Annotated in this window: 16 protein-coding genes; 14 read left to right on the top strand and 2 right to left on the bottom strand. The window is 43.2% G+C overall.

Going from position 1 to position 15,916, the window contains the following annotated elements; translation table 11 throughout:
* Nucleotides 1-24: 24 nt before the first annotated feature.
* Together S2091_RS21940 and S2091_RS21935 are read right to left on the bottom strand one after the other, a co-directional pair.
* A complete protein-coding gene (locus tag S2091_RS21940; RefSeq protein ID WP_165795067.1) occupies nucleotides 25-1,734 on the bottom strand; it encodes an FAD-dependent oxidoreductase in 1,710 nt (569 codons plus the stop codon).
* A gap of 94 nt (nucleotides 1,735-1,828) precedes the next feature.
* A complete protein-coding gene (locus S2091_RS21935) occupies nucleotides 1,829-2,791 on the bottom strand; it encodes an MBL fold metallo-hydrolase (protein ID WP_105534115.1) in 963 nt (320 codons plus the stop codon).
* Nucleotides 2,792-3,095: 304 nt separating this feature from the next.
* On the opposite strand from S2091_RS21935, the gene S2091_RS21930 reads away from it, so the two are divergent.
* The 14 genes from S2091_RS21930 (at nucleotide 3,096) to S2091_RS21855 (ending at nucleotide 15,591) form a co-directional block, all read left to right on the top strand.
* Entirely contained in the window at nucleotides 3,096-3,422 is a 327-nt protein-coding gene (locus S2091_RS21930; RefSeq protein ID WP_105534114.1) for a helix-turn-helix domain-containing protein, read from the top strand.
* A 105-nt stretch (nucleotides 3,423-3,527) separates the two neighbouring features.
* A complete protein-coding gene (locus tag S2091_RS21925; protein WP_105534113.1) occupies nucleotides 3,528-4,100 on the top strand; it encodes a hypothetical protein in 573 nt (190 codons plus the stop codon).
* Nucleotides 4,101-4,386: 286 nt separating this feature from the next.
* Nucleotides 4,387-4,863, top strand: coding sequence for a hypothetical protein (locus tag S2091_RS21920; protein WP_105534112.1), 477 nt, complete (start codon nucleotides 4,387-4,389; stop codon nucleotides 4,861-4,863).
* 416 nt (nucleotides 4,864-5,279) lie between these two features.
* On the top strand, nucleotides 5,280-5,543 hold the full coding sequence (locus tag S2091_RS21910; protein WP_105534110.1) for a hypothetical protein: 264 nt from the start codon (nucleotides 5,280-5,282) through the stop codon (nucleotides 5,541-5,543).
* 433 nt (nucleotides 5,544-5,976) lie between these two features.
* Nucleotides 5,977-6,429 carry a DMP19 family protein gene (locus tag S2091_RS21900; RefSeq protein WP_105534109.1) on the top strand — a complete coding sequence of 151 codons (453 nt, stop codon included), beginning with the start codon at nucleotides 5,977-5,979 and terminating at the stop codon, nucleotides 6,427-6,429.
* A 337-nt stretch (nucleotides 6,430-6,766) separates the two neighbouring features.
* Complete coding sequence (locus S2091_RS21895; RefSeq protein ID WP_105534108.1) at nucleotides 6,767-7,090, top strand: low molecular weight protein tyrosine phosphatase family protein; 324 nt, start codon at nucleotides 6,767-6,769, stop codon at nucleotides 7,088-7,090.
* Between the two features lie 115 nt (nucleotides 7,091-7,205).
* Nucleotides 7,206-7,709 (top strand): HD domain-containing protein, encoded by a 504-nt coding sequence (locus S2091_RS21890; RefSeq protein WP_105534107.1) that lies wholly within the window; start codon nucleotides 7,206-7,208, stop codon nucleotides 7,707-7,709.
* Between the two features lie 372 nt (nucleotides 7,710-8,081).
* Nucleotides 8,082-8,522 carry a hypothetical protein gene (locus tag S2091_RS21885; protein ID WP_133166960.1) on the top strand — a complete coding sequence of 147 codons (441 nt, stop codon included), beginning with the start codon at nucleotides 8,082-8,084 and terminating at the stop codon, nucleotides 8,520-8,522.
* A gap of 261 nt (nucleotides 8,523-8,783) precedes the next feature.
* Nucleotides 8,784-9,887, top strand: coding sequence for a hypothetical protein (locus tag S2091_RS21880; protein ID WP_105534105.1), 1,104 nt, complete (start codon nucleotides 8,784-8,786; stop codon nucleotides 9,885-9,887).
* Nucleotides 9,888-10,424: 537 nt separating this feature from the next.
* Nucleotides 10,425-10,814 (top strand): GFA family protein, encoded by a 390-nt coding sequence (locus S2091_RS24845; protein ID WP_105534104.1) that lies wholly within the window; start codon nucleotides 10,425-10,427, stop codon nucleotides 10,812-10,814.
* A 227-nt stretch (nucleotides 10,815-11,041) separates the two neighbouring features.
* Nucleotides 11,042-11,557, top strand: coding sequence for a DUF2867 domain-containing protein (locus S2091_RS21870; protein ID WP_165795066.1), 516 nt, complete (start codon nucleotides 11,042-11,044; stop codon nucleotides 11,555-11,557).
* Nucleotides 11,558-12,000: 443 nt separating this feature from the next.
* Nucleotides 12,001-13,236, top strand: a complete 1,236-nt coding sequence (locus tag S2091_RS21865) for a tetratricopeptide repeat protein (protein ID WP_133166959.1) — start codon at nucleotides 12,001-12,003, stop codon at nucleotides 13,234-13,236.
* 336 nt (nucleotides 13,237-13,572) lie between these two features.
* On the top strand, nucleotides 13,573-14,076 hold the full coding sequence (locus S2091_RS21860) for a hypothetical protein (RefSeq protein ID WP_133166958.1): 504 nt from the start codon (nucleotides 13,573-13,575) through the stop codon (nucleotides 14,074-14,076).
* 114 nt (nucleotides 14,077-14,190) lie between these two features.
* A complete protein-coding gene (locus S2091_RS21855; protein WP_105534100.1) occupies nucleotides 14,191-15,591 on the top strand; it encodes a WG repeat-containing protein in 1,401 nt (466 codons plus the stop codon).
* Nucleotides 15,592-15,916 lie beyond the last annotated feature (325 nt).

Genomic DNA, 15,916 nt, shown 5'->3' with positions numbered 1-15,916 from the left:
CCTCATTTCGGCAGGCCCTATCTGCTAACGAATGCCGCAGGCTTTTTGCAGAGCTTGTTCTACTAGCGCTACATCAAACTGCCGCCAACGTGCGCAGATGTGTTGATCTGGTCTGATTAAGTAAAATGTGGCATCTTCGGCGTCGTAGCGTTGTGCTGCCAGATGGTCGACATCTTCAAGAATAACGAAGTTGGTTAATTGTGCTGATGACGAGTTCAGATGCGCATCAATGTTGAACGAGCTCAGAGGATCATCCATCTTGATTAAGATGATTTGAAAAGGGATGAGGCCATTTTGCAAATCGTTCAATTGGGATACGGTCTGTGCATTCAAGTCCGTTACGCAACCGGTATGAAAATACACGCCCGTAAACTCATGCCTAAGTTGCGCCAATAACCAATCGCTATTTCCATTGATACGCACTGGCGCATCCACAGCAACTGAGCCGGGCATAAGTTCGGTCGCAAATACATCGCTATCCGGCGTGGTTAATGACGATTGCAGCAATACCGAAGGCGTCGATAATCGGCCACTATTGACCAGTTGGCGTGCAAATAACGTCTTATTAGAAAGCTGTAACACCGCATCTCTAAAAAAGCGGCTGACGGGACTCTTGGGTGTGATGAAATCGGTAGACCGCGTGGAGCAGAGAATATTTTCATCCGCGGCCAACTCGCGCTCTTCCGCATAGCTATCTAATAAATTATCGGATGCCAACCCTTTTAACACCAACGCCAATTTCCACGCCACATTGTCGGCATCCTGAACCCCGCTATTGGCGCCACGTGCGCCAAACGGTGAAACGCGGTGCGCTGCATCACCTGCAAACAGCACACGGTCATGGCGAAATTTTTCCATGCGTAGGCAGGAGAAGGTATAGACGCTAACCCATTCCAGTTCAAATTTCGCCTCATGGCCCAATAGTGCCCAGATGCGAGGAATAACGTTTTCCGGTTTGGTTTCTACGGTTGGGTCAGCATCCCAACCTAACTGAAAATCAATCCGCCACATATTATCGGGCTGGCGATGCAGTAAAACGGATTGATTGGGATGAAAAGGCGGATCAAACCAAAACCAGCGTTCGGATGGAAACGGCGCGTGCATTTTTATATCCGCGATCAGAAACCGATCTTTAAACGTACGGCCAACACTGTCCAGCCCCATGATGCGCCTGACCGAACTGTGTGCCCCGTCGGCAGCGATGACATACTGCGCACGCAGCGTGTAGTTGCCGTCTGGCGTGGCAATAGTCAGATTGGTACAATGCGCATCTTGCTGTAGATCGACGACCTTGTTTTTCCAGCGCAGATCAATCAACGGCAGTTTAAGCGCCCGTTCAACTAAATAGCCTTCCACATAATATTGTTGAAGATTGATAAAGGCAGGTTGTTGATGACCCGATTTAGGCAGCAGATTAAAGCTGTAGACCTGTTGATCTTTAAAGAAGATTTTCCCCGTATTCCAACTTACGCCTTTGTTCGTCATTTGCTCGCCACAGCCCAGCCGGTTAAAAATATCCAGCGTATGTTGAGCAAAGCAAATAGCACGCGAGCCGGTGGATAAAGTGTGGTCATCATCCACCAACACCACCGCAATACCTTGCTGCGCCAACGCGATGGCCGCAGATAAACCAACCGGGCCAGCACCAACCACCACAACCGGATGCACCTTCACATCCCTTTTTGCCTGACGTGGTTGATAGGTAAATGTCAAAGACTGATAATCCTTATTCATCAAAGCGAACTCCAAAACTGAGTACTACTTTTCCCTGTTTGTATTTTTATGTGTTTATGTAGTCATGAATTTATGTGCGGGCGATGCGATGCGTCTATTTGCTTTGCAGCGCCGCCCACATTTCTTGATCCCGCTGCGCCGTCCAAATGCGTGGATGCAAAATGCCGCTGGCTTCATCAAACGCGCGCGACACGCCAAAAGGCAAACAATGCTCATAAATGAATACGTGACCAAACAACGGGTCCATTACCTTACGGGTTAATGCCATCGCATTTTTTAAATCCAAGTTTTGTTCCACTGCCGCGTAACCTTGCTGGAGTAAGGTAATTACAAAATGTTTGGTGTAGTTCAACCCGATATTGACTTCGTTTGGCGTCAGCAACGCTGGCCCACGACCGGGCACTAATTTTTCAGCGCTTAAATTACTCAATGCGTCGAGTGTCATCGGCCATTCGCCCAGTTGCGCATCGCCGCAATAACAGGCCGCGCCAAATTCAACCAAATCGCCCGAGAACAAAATTTTTTGCGAGGGAATCCAGACAACGGTGTCGCCCTTGGTATGGCCCGCACCCAGATGCATAATCTTGACTTCGAGCGCGCCTAAAAATAACGTGATTTCCGACTCAAAAACCAGCGTCGGCCACGTTAACCCCGGAATCGATTCAGCGCCTGCAAACAACCGCGGAAAGCGTTCTATCTCCGACTTCATATCCGCGGTACCGCGCTCCACAATCAGATCAAAAGTGCCACGGCTGGCGATAATCTGTTCAAGGCCTTCCTTCAAATAAGCCGAAGCGCCAAGCACCCGCACCGCGTGGTAGTGCGACAACACGATGTGTTTGATAGGCTTATCGGTAATGGTGCGGATGCGCGCGATCAGATCTTGTGCCATGGCAGGCGTGGCGGTGGTGTCGATAATCAGCACGCTATCGTCACCAATAATGACGCCGGAATTCGGGTCGCCTTCTGCGGTGTACGCCCATGCGTTCTCGGACAACTGGGTAAATGAAATCTTCTTTTCATCCAAATCTGCTTGCGATGCAAATGCTTTTGTCATGGTGATTCCTTGGTGAGTTGATGCTTGGGGTTGAGGCGGTGAGTTGCCTCGGGGATTTACCTGAGTGTTGATAGGTGACAGGTAATATAAAAAATAAAAAGAGGTAAGGTCTAAATTCCACCATTTCAGCGACGTTAACTAATGCTATGAAGCGTACTAATTTCCAGAAAGTAATACACGATTCAATGAACTATTATTTACATGTTGAATAAATGCTGAACGGTTAGTGCCACATTTATTGTTGTGCCTCATATTCTACGATTAACGTAGAGTAAAAGGCAAGACAATCTACGATTATCGGAGAATGTCAAATCCAACTCACCCCAAAAATACTATCATTAGCCGTCGCTTGCGACAGGCACGGCAGTCCCGCGACCTGTCGCAAGATCGGTTAGGGGTTATGGCAGGCCTTGAAGAATCATCAAGCAGCGCCAGAATGAGCCGCTATGAAAGTGGCATACATGAACCGACCTATCAATTTGTTGAGGCAATCGCAAAAGTACTCGGCATCTCACCAGCTTTTTTTTACTGCGCCGATGATCGGTTGGCCGAAATCATTCTTATTTATTCCGGCCTATCCGAAACAAAGCGTAAAGCATTACTTCAACAAGCTACCAAAATTACTGAGTGAAGAGATTCCTATAAAGAGCAGCGTATTGCGACGCATGGGAAGGTAAAACAAAATAATGCGTAATTTAGACTCACTGAAAATCATAATACAAGGGGATTGAAAACCATGGATTCATTTTATTTCTATTTAATTCTTTCTGGGGCAATAGGGCCACTAGTAATTATTTTAATTACTTATAATTTTGCCGGTTGGAATTGGAAGAAAAAACCTTGGATACCGTTTGTATTGGGTTTAATATTCCTATCCATTACATTTGCTACTAATTATTTTTTTTCTTCAACATCCGAGGAATTAAATTCAACTTTAAAAAATATTACTAGTCCCTCCGTATATTTATTCTTACAGCTAAATGCCAAAGCTGATAACGTCATTGCTAGGATGTATGAACTTATTAATATCCCGTTGGGTGTTTCGCTAATCGCCGCGGCCTTAATTTATAAAGCGGACTTAGAATTTGATCGCCGCTTAAAACAATATAACCGTGGTCTTGAAGACATTTCCAAATCGGAAGACACTTTAACAGTAGATATAAAACTTTTTGAAGAAAGGCTGAATAATGGAGATAGAGGTGCCGATTTTTTAGAGGCCTATCAGCGAATAAAAGAGTCTAGGTTGCACATTAAAATGCTTCGTCGAATGCTACAAAGAAAATTTGATGATTTTATTGAAGAGCGTTGATAAACATCTAATGCGTAACCTGTAATCGTAGCCGGCGTCGCCTGTAAAAAATAGGGTGTATTAGCCAAAGGCGTAATGCACCATTTTCAGAAAATCATCGATAAGTATAGTTAAGAAGCATTTAAGTTGATTAACTGTTTGGGGGCAGTTCACTTTGCTATTACACCTTAGATGCACGCAAACTTACCTACTGGTTGAAATCAAATTCTTCTTGCAAAACGGGTGGAGTCCATAGATACGAGTTGATGTGAATGGCGTGCCTCCAACTAGGTATAATGTGACGCCTGTGACTGCTGATATCGTGCCTGTTACTGCGAAACTTTCTTTCGATTCGTCATTAAATGTCGTTGACAAGAGTTTTGACATCAATGCAGCAAATATTCTCGCCGAAAATCCGGTGGGATCTGCTTCTTATGCACGATTACAAAATCAGGGAACTTCTGTTGCATTCGTGAATGATCCTGAAATGAATGCAATGGGCTTGTTTAATGCGAATACAAATGATGTGACAGTGAATATGGCTCTACATTCTTCTCCTGAAGAAGCCGCATCCACAATTGTTCATGAAGCTACGCATCAGAATGGTTTTTTTAATGGAATTCCGCAGATTACCCAATACACAGAATATCAGGCCTTTAGAAATGAATCGCTTTTTCAAAACGGAGTTAGGCCATCCTTGGATGAAAGATTGAATATCTGGAATGACTTTCAATCGTTGTGCCCAGATTTGCCACAAGGAAAATATCCATTCGGAGGTAGTTAATGAGTCAGCTAATTGCAAACCAGACCTCTAGTGCTGAGGTCATAAAGTTAATTCAACAAGGGCAATCTTTGCAATGTCCAGTGTGTTTTTCCGTTATTAAGACCGTCCCAGAAAATTGGAAGCCCGGAATGGTTTTACATGGCATCGAATGCCCTAATGACCAAAAACACTTTATGATTCATTGCGACGATGGGCAGGCGATGAAAGAGGTGAGGGCCAGAATGAAAGCGCGGGCTAGTAAAATTTAGGGGGAAATAGCCCAGTCGATATTACTTCACTAGCGGCAGACGGTGCTTATTTTTTCAGGTATAGGTATCGCTTAATGATATCGGATGAGGCGCCGATAAGTCTTATGCAGGTCAAAAGCCGAAGGATAGGTTGTTATTGCTGCTACATACAGAAATTAGGAGATTAAATTGAAATTTAAGGATGCCATTGTTTACAAAAATGAGAGATTTTCGGTCGGAGTTGAAGAGGAAGCTGGAAAATATTATTTGTCAATTCCGGTTAGTAATAACTTGGTAGATTACGAGGAATATTACGATATCAATAAAGAAGAGTTTGATCGATTCAGTTCAAGCGTTGAAGATGCAGCAGAATTTGTTCAACAGTGTCGCAGCCGTCAAAGAGATGATCGACTTATGGTTAGGCCTGGTAACGATAGGGGAACTGCTATTTAATATTTGACCAATTGCATTCACTGCTGCTGCCCTGTGCATCGTGCAGAACTGCCTCATTTTTCGCAACTCGTAACCTGTAGCCAGCATAGCCTACGATTGCAAGTCTTTTCACATTACAGCCAGCGTAGCCCGTAATATGTAGTCCGAGTAGCTTGTACTTAGTAGGGCGCTAATAGCGAAGCGTATTACGCCGCATGGAAAGGTAAAACAACCGATGTCGAATTACCGTCGCGCATGGCATAAAGGGGACACCTATTTTTTTGCGGTGAACTTATTGCAGCGTAAAGATAATGATTTACTAGTGCGGCATATCGATTTTTTGCGAGACACCGTTAGATGGGTGATTAAGCCCGCGTAGCCTGTAATAAGCAGGGTGTATTAGCGGAAAGTGCTGTCGGATAAATATATCAGCCATTCACAAATAAATTAAATTATGAAATCTTTTGACTTTCTCGAATCGGCTTCAAAAATATCTTTTGCTAAACTTGATAAAGCCGGTGGCAATATTCAACTCATGAAAGACCCGCTGCAAACCATCGCAATCGTATATTCAGCACAAGGAATTATCGATAATGGTGGTTTAGAATATTTTTTCTCAAGCGATTTCCCTGAAAATCCCCCATATCAAATGTTTATCGATGCATATAATAAAATCGGCGCGTTTGAAGAAGCTGAAGGCATTAAAAAATCATTAGCCTTTTTTGAAGATCCAAATCCTGAGTTGAATTTAGAATCTAGACTGAAATTTATAGATTCATTACCATCGGATTTTTCTCATCAATTTTCAAAAATAAGTGAACAGATGTTGGGAAGCGAATCCGTTTGGTTTTTACTCAATCAATATGCAGAACTGAATCAGAATTTAATTGATTCATCCAATATTTAGTCTGGTTTTCTTAAATTGAATGGCCGCAATGTAGAAGCCAGCGTAGCCTGTAGGAAGTAGGGTGTATTGGCGGAAAGCGTAATACGCCATAATCCGTAAATCATCGATAAATATATTGAAGAAGCATTTAAGTTGATTAACTGTTTGGTGTACTGCGTTTTCCGCTAATACATTCTACGATTGCAAGTCATTTCACATTACAGGTTACGAGTTTAGTAACCCATGGGTCGTTGAATTACGGAACAGAGCAATTCGTCGTGGGCATTTGAAAGTCAAGTAGTGGTCCTTTGCAGTCAAAAATAACATTTAATCTTTAACAACAATAAGGCAGAATAAATTGAAACGCGCATTATTCATTTGCACTCAAAACAGGTTACGTAGTCCAACGGCTGAACAAATTTTTTCTTCATGGCCGAATGTTGAGACTGATTCAGCTGGCCTCGGTAATGATGCCAACGTTTCGCTTTCACCCGAGCAGTTGGCTTGGGCAGATATAATATTTGTGATGGAGAAGACTCATAGGAATAAGCTGTCCGCTAAATTCAAATCCCATCTCAATGGCAAGCGTGTAATTTGTTTGGAAATACCTGATGAATATGAGTTTATGCAACCTGAGTTAATTAGGCTCCTTGAAGCTAAGGCAGGTAAATTTTTACGCTAATACACGCTACGATTGCAAGTCATTACAGGTTACGAGTGACCAGTGCTCGCTCAATGGCTGCAGGCAAACCAAACGAACAATCGAATTCAATTAAATAGTTTTTCTAGGAAATATCATGGGTGACGTAGCATTTAAAGCGCTGTTGTTTGCGAGAGAAGCGCATAAAGATCATGTTCGGAAATATTCAGGTAATCCTTATGTCGATCATCTCGCTGAAGTGGCTGGAATTACAGCGACGGTTTTGACAGAAGATTTTGCAATAGCTTCCGCCTGGCTACATGATTGTGTTGAGGATTGTGGTATTAAATTGTCTGCTATTTATGAGGAATTTGGGGAGAAAATTGGATACGGCGTTGAAATGTTGTCTGACTTAGAAACTGGAAATCGTGCTGAACGTAAAGAGGCATCAAGAAAACGACTTGCCGGTGCAGAGGCGTGGGTTCAAACAATTAAATGCGCTGATCTCATTAGTAATACTTCAAGCATTGTGAAGCACGATCCAAATTTTGCGGTGATTTATTTGAAGGAGAAACGATTACTGTTGGATGTCTTAGTTAAAGCAGATCCTCGGTTAATTGAATTGGCGAGGTCAATGTCATTAAGCCCGCGTAGCCTGTAATAAGTAGGGTGTGTTACGCTAATACACACTACGATTGCAAGTCATTCACATTACAGTTTCGTAGGTTGGGCTGGAGCTTCATCAGCCCAACACTCAACAGTAAAAAACGCAAAACACCAAATTACTTGGCGATGTATGTATTCAATGATCGTCATGATTAATTAAAGAATGTTGGGCTGGTGAAGCTCCAGCCCAACATACGAGCTGTGCTTCTTTGATGAAAGGCTGCAATGCGCAGGTTTGGAGTTGCTCATCTATAGTAAAAATACAAAGACAAAGACAAAGACAAAGACAAAGACAAAGACAAAGACAAAGACCGAATTCAGCAAGATATAGTGAGCGAATGAAAAATCTAAATTGCATCTACCAAACATGAATAGTATTTCCTTTACATTAAGGTCTCCTTGGCCACTTGCTCTATGCCTCTTTGGGTGCGTCTTTTGTGGTGCGTTATTTGTGTACGGATTACATTCCCCTGAAGCTCACTCCGTTGGCGTTGCAAAAATTGGTGTTTCTTTTCTTCTTTGCTTGGCTGGGATATACCAATTTTCGTTGACCTGTGAAGTCTACGAAAGCGTCATAATAGTAAAACGTGTATTTGGCTGGCTGGGACAACGGGAATTTAAACTCAGTCAGTTGCAAAATGTTTTGTTGGTCTTAAATATGACAAATAAGGCGACCGCAAAGCTTGAGTTTGAAGACGGTTCCTGTGTGAAATTGGGTTGGTATCAAACCAATTTCGATCCCGCAGTGCGATTTTTGCGGGAGAATTACCCGAATACCTTCCGGGATAAACCTGAAAGCACTGGCTGAAAATTTTGGGGGCAGTTCAAAACGTAATACACCCTAATCTGTAAATCATCGATAAATATAGTCAAGAAGCATTTAAGTAGATTAACTGTTTGGTGTATTGCGCTGTCAGCTAATACCCCCTACGCGCTAGGCGTATCGCGACCTATCTGCTGCCATGGTCGGAAAACTAGCACGTGCAGCGGTTATCAACGTATACCCATTGATGAAGCGGTTCATGCATAATTGCTTGGGACATAAGAGCCACCAACCTGGAGAACTTCAATGGAAATTGACTCACCGACAAACGTAACTAAACCTTCGGAAGCGAACGAGGTCGGGCTTCCTTCTGATGCAGAGAAGGTGGCGCTGGGTCAAAGCGGTCCGTTGATCCGATTCGCGGCCGAGAACGTCACGGACCTCGACAAGGCACTTGTAGTTGCAATTGCAAAGGCACGACAAGCGCAGATTGAGAAGACGTGGTCACCAACCACCTCTGAAGAATTTTGGTCTGCCTTCAACGCCCTGTGTTCCCTTATTAAGCCTGTGACAGTGGATGGTCTTAGTGCTGAGCACCGAAACATTCCACTGCGGTTTCGGATCAGGTTTTGGCGTGCGCCAATCAATGAGTCTTTGGGGGAGAGAAGTTCACGTCGCTATACAGTGGGACTCTTGGCACTTTTAGGCATCATTGTTGGATTCCAACTCATTACTTGGATCTATACCAATCTCTCGGATGACTTGGATAAGAAGGCGAAGACACTTCAGGTATCCTCGGTAGATTTGCGCGCAAAATGCGATTTGCTTGCTCCCAAGATGCTCGGAAAGGATGGCAAGCAGCACGAATGGACAGATGGAGAAACAGCTTCTTATAACAATATTATTCACGATATAGACGCCTTGAATCTTGAGTCGACTCGGCTGTACGCGTCGGGCGAATTCTTGACCGAAATCCTACCTAGATTCAAAAATTCATCAGGTTCGTTGCAGTCCGGTGACTTGAGCGACTGGATCAATAGATGTGACACCGCCCAGCAGAACGTTATCATTACCTCAACCCTAGCCTCTTTGGCATCAGACCGCGCTCGCCTTTTTTCTGGCATCTTACTGCAGTTTCTCTTGCCTGTGTTCCTAGGAAGCATTGGTGCTTTGGCCTATGTGTTGCGCTTCACTTCTGAACAAATTAAGAGCACAACATTTACAACCACTTCACCAGTTCGAAACCTGGTTCGTATAGCTTTGGGCGCGCTGATGGGTGTGGTGATTGGACTATTCACCGATCTATCAACCAAGGCCAACCTGCAACCCCTTGCCCTCGCATTCCTGGCTGGCTATGGCGTAGAGCCAGTGTTTTCTTTGTTCGATGGACTTATTGCAAGACTAAAGTAGCTTGTACTTAGTGGGGCGCTAATTGCGAAGCGTATTACGGTGTAGCAGGGGTTTTGAGTTGCATGCAACTCACCTGTGGAACGGTCTGTGCATGCACAGACTCCATCCCTATAACGCGTAACCTGTAAGCGTAGCCAGCGTCACCTGTAATAAGTAGGGTGTATTAGCCAAAGGCGTAATGCACCATTTTCAGAAAATCATCGATAAGTATAGTTAAGAAGCATTTAAGTTGATTAACTGTTTGGTGTATTACGCCTTTGGCTAATACACTCTACGATTGCGAGTCATTACAGATTACGAGTTGGTGATGTAACGACGAATTATGTTGATTAAGAAATTGGTGTAATACGTTTTGCTATTACGACATACGAGCTGTGCTTCTTTGATGAAAGGCTGCAATGCGCAGGTTTGGAGTTGATCGGTGTTTTATAGCGAAGGCTCGGAATCGGCACTTACCCGCCGGGCGCCCGCGCCCAGCTATAAAAAAGCAGACAGCCAATATGAGTTAGGGAATTTAATTTAATAAGGAGTCGCAACATGACTGAAGAAACGTCAAATTTACCCATACTGCAAGGTTCTTGTCACTGTGGCGCGGTGCGCTTGACGCTACCTTCGATGCCGGAGGTAGCAACAAAATGCAACTGTTCGCTTTGCAGGCGGTTGGGCGGTCTGTGGTCTTACTATCCATTCGGAACGGTTCGCATCGAGGGGCACCCGGAGAATACAACTGACTATGTCTGGGGTGACAAAACTCTAAGGATAATCCGATGCAAAATATGCGGCTGCGCAACGCACTGGGAACCCATTGATAGAGAGCTGGGAGCCAGGCATGGTGTGAATCTAAATAATTTTGACCCCGGTCTGCAAGAGTCAGTGAGGGTGCGCCACTTCGATGGCGCGGATAGCTGGACCTTTATCGATTGCTGACATTTGTCCAACTTGTAACCTGTAATAACTTGCAATCAGCTCGTAGGTTCCCATCTTTAAATGACCCATGTTGGTCATGCATGTTTACAAACGACAACCGTCATGTAGAATCTGAACGGCAAAAAACGGCAAGGAGACAGTTGCGCGGATCTTTATTTTTCAGAACTGAGAAATCGAAGCTGTATATTTTCAAGATTTTAACCGCACTATATTTTCAGAGGATACTCATGACAAACAAAGTTTTGTTGATTCCCGCGCCGACAGCGGCAATTCGTGCGTCGGGATTGTCGCACATTGATTTTGCCGATGGTTATTCCGGTCAGGCAGATCGAACCTACGTCGACGCCGCACAAGCAGCGCGCGCCGCGTTCGCCGATCCGCCACACATGGCCAGATGTCTGATGACCTTGCGTAACAGAATCGTGGCGCCGTTCGGACTAAGGGCAAGTATTGACTTTAGCGATCGCGGGATGGGGAAGATTGACGTGTTTCCGATTATTTCAAATACGGGCGCTGAAGTCGTCGTTGGTGGTGACGACAAGCATCTGGATTTTCGGATTTGGATAAGCATTCAACCTAGTCTGAAGGGATCGGAAGTGACGATTTCAACCTTGGTTAAAATTAACAGTCTCTTTGGAAGAGTCTACTTGTGTACCATCATGCCGTTTCATAAACTCCTGTCTCGCATGATGCTACAACGAGCAATTAATCGGCGCGACAACGTGCCTTCAGAAGCCAGGTAGGTTACCCGGCAATTTGAATATTTGAAATAAACAGGTCAATCATCGATGAGATCAATGTTTCTAGCATCGCTATGCCTAATGGTATTCGTCCCATTTAATGCGGCGATAGCTCAAAACGATCAAATTGGATCGACGGTAAATAGCGGGAATAATACCCAGAATCAAGCTTCAACTAAGCGGGAATCCCCCCTTTTCTTTTACACCTGACGAGATGCAAGACAAGTTGATGCAGATGCTAAAAATGCCGGATAAGGAATTATCCAAAGAGCCAGCGTAGCCTGTAATACATCCTAAGATTGCAAGTCATTTCAGATTACAGGTTACGAGTTGTCAGACCAACGAGCTGACTTAAACAATAGTGATTAGGAGTGGATGTGGGAAATTTTAAAAATTTCGCGATAATAATTTGGAGATTGTTCGCAATAGGACTGGTATTCGCGTTATTGACTCGTTCTGTCTTGGCGAACGATCTTGACGATGCCGAAAGGTACTACGCTGATAAGGACTATACGAAAGCAGCGCAGTTGTATAAAGAATCTGCCTTGAGCGGAAATGTCAAAGCACAGGTGATTTTGGGTATGCTTTACCAATATGGGCGGGGCTTGGATATGGATTACTCCAAGGCGATATCTTGGTATCAAAAAGCGGCCAATCAAGGAGAAGTAAGTGCGCAAGACAAGCTCGGATCAATGTATGAAAATGGTCAAGGCGTAGCGCAAGATTATAAACAAGCGGCCTTTTTGTATCGCAAGGCTGCTGACCTAGGGTTTGCTGATGCTCAATTTCATTTGGGTATTCTGTATGCCATTGGCGGTGGAGTGGAGCAAAGCTACCAGCAAGCTCTTGCTTGGTACACCAAGGCTGCTGGAGTGGTTATACCGTTACCTCCAGGTGCATATAACCACAAAATTTCTCTTACGCCGGAAGCGGCTGCATACAATATAGGTGTGCTGTACGAATACGGTCTGGGAGTGAAAAAAGATTTAGGAAAAGCGGGTGACTGGTACGCCAGAGCTGCATGGAGAAATTTGCCGTCAGCACAATTTAAGCTGGGATTCCTGCAAGAATTTGGCGGCGACAGTATAGGGCAGAGTTATCGTAACGCTGAGCATTGGTATCAAAAAGCGACAGAGCAGGGGTACGCTTTAGCGCAATCCCAATTGACTATGATGCGGTTTGGTGTGCAAACGCCGTGCGAACAAAACGATACCGACTATTCCGTAGCGCGAGCCAGCGCGGAGCTTCCTTTGAAGCCAGGTTTGTGGAAAATTCAAAGCTATATAGTAGATAAGCACATCACTGAAAGTAGCATAGTGAATAAATCTTGTTATGCCGAAAAGACCGTGTGCGTAACTCGGCCCAGTAGTTTGCCGCAAGGGAAATTTTGGCCGCAACTAATAGATGGAAAAGTTGGACTGCAGCCTGGAAGTGTTTCAGAAACGGATACGGAGTTGGCGTCCACCTTAAATGTGCAAAGTAGCGTGCCCATTTATTCGCTACGAGTATCACGAACAAGATCCCGTTCGTCTGATGACCAGTATGACTATAAGTCATACGCAAATTTTGGAGCGCCATGGCTGCTCGTCACGCCGATAACGGCGGTAGGTGAAAGCAAGATTGACAGGATTGCGACTTTTGTCGGTGCTTGTCCAAAGCCTGAGCAGGATATTCTCAAATAAGCCATTTTGTATTAATTTTTGGTGTCGTATGCGCGCCATGGTTCATTGGTCGCTCATGGGCAGTTAGTCTATTGTAATTTCATACGAGAGAGTAAAAGATCAGCGGCATAAATATTGGAAATTTGAATTTAAGTGTTTCGGGAGGTGTACTTACTGCTTCAAAGTTGCACGGTAAGGGCACGATTGAGAAAAAAATGAAAATTTAAATTGGTAGTCCAACCTATGAGCTGAATTGCTCAAGGCGTGAAACCGACAAATGGAAACTAGTTCCACGTTATTCAAGTAAAATATTTGCGGCGATTTCAACTAACTATTTTAAAAAATAAAAACATCATAATGAATGAAACCTCATTAAATTCCAAGCCATCCAATATTATTTCAGAACAGGTACCCAAAAAACCAAAATCAGTTCTGTTGGTGCAAATATTAGCTTCCGTTTTCCTCCTTGCGTTTTTAATGGGGATTGTGAGAATGAGTATTCGGATGATAAATCATGAATCGCTAGCTCAATTTGGAATGTCCGTAATAGTGAGATTTGGAGTTCAACTTGCCATAATTTTTATATTGGTCGTGTTGCTGATATCTTTGCATAAACGTTCAAAAATCGGAAGAATTCTAGGCCTTGTATTCATTGGGGCTACTATGCTGCCGGAAATAATGCCGATGATATTTATAAATCCAAGCGCGATTTCTGAAAGGTATGAATTTGTTTACTTTGCTACGATTTTGGTATTTCTTCTTCCGCTTGCTTATTGGATGTATTCATTTTTCTTTTCAGTAAATTCACGGCAATACTTTAAGCTTTGCCCAGCAGAGAGAGAAATCAATATTGAAGTTTGAAAATATTTGTAGTGAAATTTCTTGAATTTCGACTTGCGGTATGAAGGAGTCAGTCGGACGATAGTTATTCAAGACAAGACTTAAATCATATCTATTAACAATAACCACATCTCAATGAAATCAAAATCATTTTTCGCGATTTTAATATTTTTAACTTTTATTACGATTTCTTCAGTGAATGCTATCTCGCCTAGGTTGCCGAAGCTAGGAAAATTCGGATTGGTTAATGAAAAGGGTGATCTTGTAGTAAAACCAATTTACGATCAAATTGGAGAATTCTCTAAAAATGGATTGGCTGTAGTTCATTTAAATGGAAGAGCTGGATTTATTAATACGAAAGGTGAGGTTGTAATTTCAATTAAGTTCGAGGATGCAGGTGATTTTGCGATCAACGATCTTGCGGCAGTAAAGGTTGGAAATTACTGGGGTTACATAGATTCGAGTGGTGCGTATGCTATTGAACCTAAATTTGAAATAAAATTTTATCACTCGGAATTTTTAAGACACGTTCAGTTTTCATCACAAGGGCTAGCAGCTGCCGTGAAGGGTGATGAATGGGGTTATATTGACAAACACGGACAATGGGTAATCCAACCTCAATTCCATGATGTGACAGTTTTTTTTGACGATGGCCTCGCTTTAGTGGAATCAAATTGGAAATGGGGATTTATCGATCAAAAAGGAACTATTGTTATTCCAATTAAATTCGATAAGGCTTATAGATTTTCTTTGAATGGCTTAGCTCCAATAAAAATTGAGGATAAATGGGGTTACATCAATAAATCTGGTGAAATCGTTATTCCCACAGACTTTTCAACTGCGTATGGATTTGGTACAGAGATACCAGGAAATTATGCTCGTGCATGCATTAAAGAGAGCTGTGGCTTTATAGATCAACTTGGAAAGTTCATTCCATACTTGAATATGGATAAATATATTTTAGCTGGGTATTCCAATGGTTTCATTCAAATACAGGATAGAGAAAATTTAAAACATGGGTTCATGAATTTAATGGGAGAAATTGTTATAGAACCCATATATGGTTCAACCGGTGGTTTTTCGAAAGACGGGCTCGCCCCAGTGTCATTAAATGGACTGTGGGGATACCTTAATACCAAGGGAGAATTTGCGATCTCAGCTCAGTTTATTTACGCAGGTTCCTTTTCCAGTAATGGCATTGCTCCGGCTCAATTAGATGGAAAATTTGGATATATCAACAAAATGGGCGCGCCGATCATCAGCCCGCAATTTGATAATGCAGGTGAATTCAATGAATTTGGTTTAGCTAAAGTTGAAATTAAAGGGATAGAAAACCAAACTATTTATTCCAACACAACGTTGCCGGAACACTCTTGCAATGCTGAAAAAACAGATTTTTGTAGTACTTATTGTTCAGCAAGATGTCCAGCAACAAAAAAAGCAGTATGCACAAAGGGCATCGTTCATATTCCAGATCCCAATATCGATGCTGGCATAGGCTATTGTGTAAAAGAACCTAGTTGCACGTGTGAATAGCCGGTGTTGCCTGTAATAAGTAGGAGGTATTAGTAGACAGCGTAATACACCCTAATCCGTACGCGGGCTAACTTCAATAGAGATTTCCATATGAATTTAAGTAAGTTTCGACATTTTGAATCGATTGGAATAATTGTCATCCTTGTAGTCGCAATATTAGGTTCACTTTTTTGTGATGCGAAGGCTGCAGTTTCGTAGGTTAATGTAATGGACGCCTCCCGCCCACAACGGCATCGCAATGTGCCAAAGTAGAGTTTCAACACACTACTTAAGTGAGGGGAAGCGTCATGGAAAATATTACTGCAATTGGACTGGATTTGGCAAA

Source organism: Solimicrobium silvestre (assembly GCF_002976435.1).
GTDB classification, from domain to species: domain Bacteria; phylum Pseudomonadota; class Gammaproteobacteria; order Burkholderiales; family Burkholderiaceae_D; genus Solimicrobium; species Solimicrobium silvestre.
This window is presented reverse-complemented; position numbering and strand designations above follow the sequence as displayed.

Coding starts and splice junctions, on each gene's coding strand:
- S2091_RS21860 (WP_133166958.1), top strand. CDS start 13,573: ATGAATGAAACCTCATTAAATTCCAAGCCATCCAATATTATTTCAGAA.
- S2091_RS21890 (WP_105534107.1), top strand. CDS start 7,206: ATGGGTGACGTAGCATTTAAAGCGCTGTTGTTTGCGAGAGAAGCGCAT.
- S2091_RS21900 (WP_105534109.1), top strand. CDS start 5,977: ATGAAATCTTTTGACTTTCTCGAATCGGCTTCAAAAATATCTTTTGCT.
- S2091_RS21925 (WP_105534113.1), top strand. CDS start 3,528: ATGGATTCATTTTATTTCTATTTAATTCTTTCTGGGGCAATAGGGCCA.
- S2091_RS21855 (WP_105534100.1), top strand. CDS start 14,191: ATGAAATCAAAATCATTTTTCGCGATTTTAATATTTTTAACTTTTATT.
- S2091_RS21880 (WP_105534105.1), top strand. CDS start 8,784: ATGGAAATTGACTCACCGACAAACGTAACTAAACCTTCGGAAGCGAAC.
- S2091_RS21935 (WP_105534115.1), bottom strand. CDS start 2,791: ATGACAAAAGCATTTGCATCGCAAGCAGATTTGGATGAAAAGAAGATT.
- S2091_RS21885 (WP_133166960.1), top strand. CDS start 8,082: ATGAATAGTATTTCCTTTACATTAAGGTCTCCTTGGCCACTTGCTCTA.
- S2091_RS21870 (WP_165795066.1), top strand. CDS start 11,042: ATGACAAACAAAGTTTTGTTGATTCCCGCGCCGACAGCGGCAATTCGT.
- S2091_RS24845 (WP_105534104.1), top strand. CDS start 10,425: ATGACTGAAGAAACGTCAAATTTACCCATACTGCAAGGTTCTTGTCAC.
- S2091_RS21940 (WP_165795067.1), bottom strand. CDS start 1,734: ATGAATAAGGATTATCAGTCTTTGACATTTACCTATCAACCACGTCAG.
- S2091_RS21930 (WP_105534114.1), top strand. CDS start 3,096: ATGTCAAATCCAACTCACCCCAAAAATACTATCATTAGCCGTCGCTTG.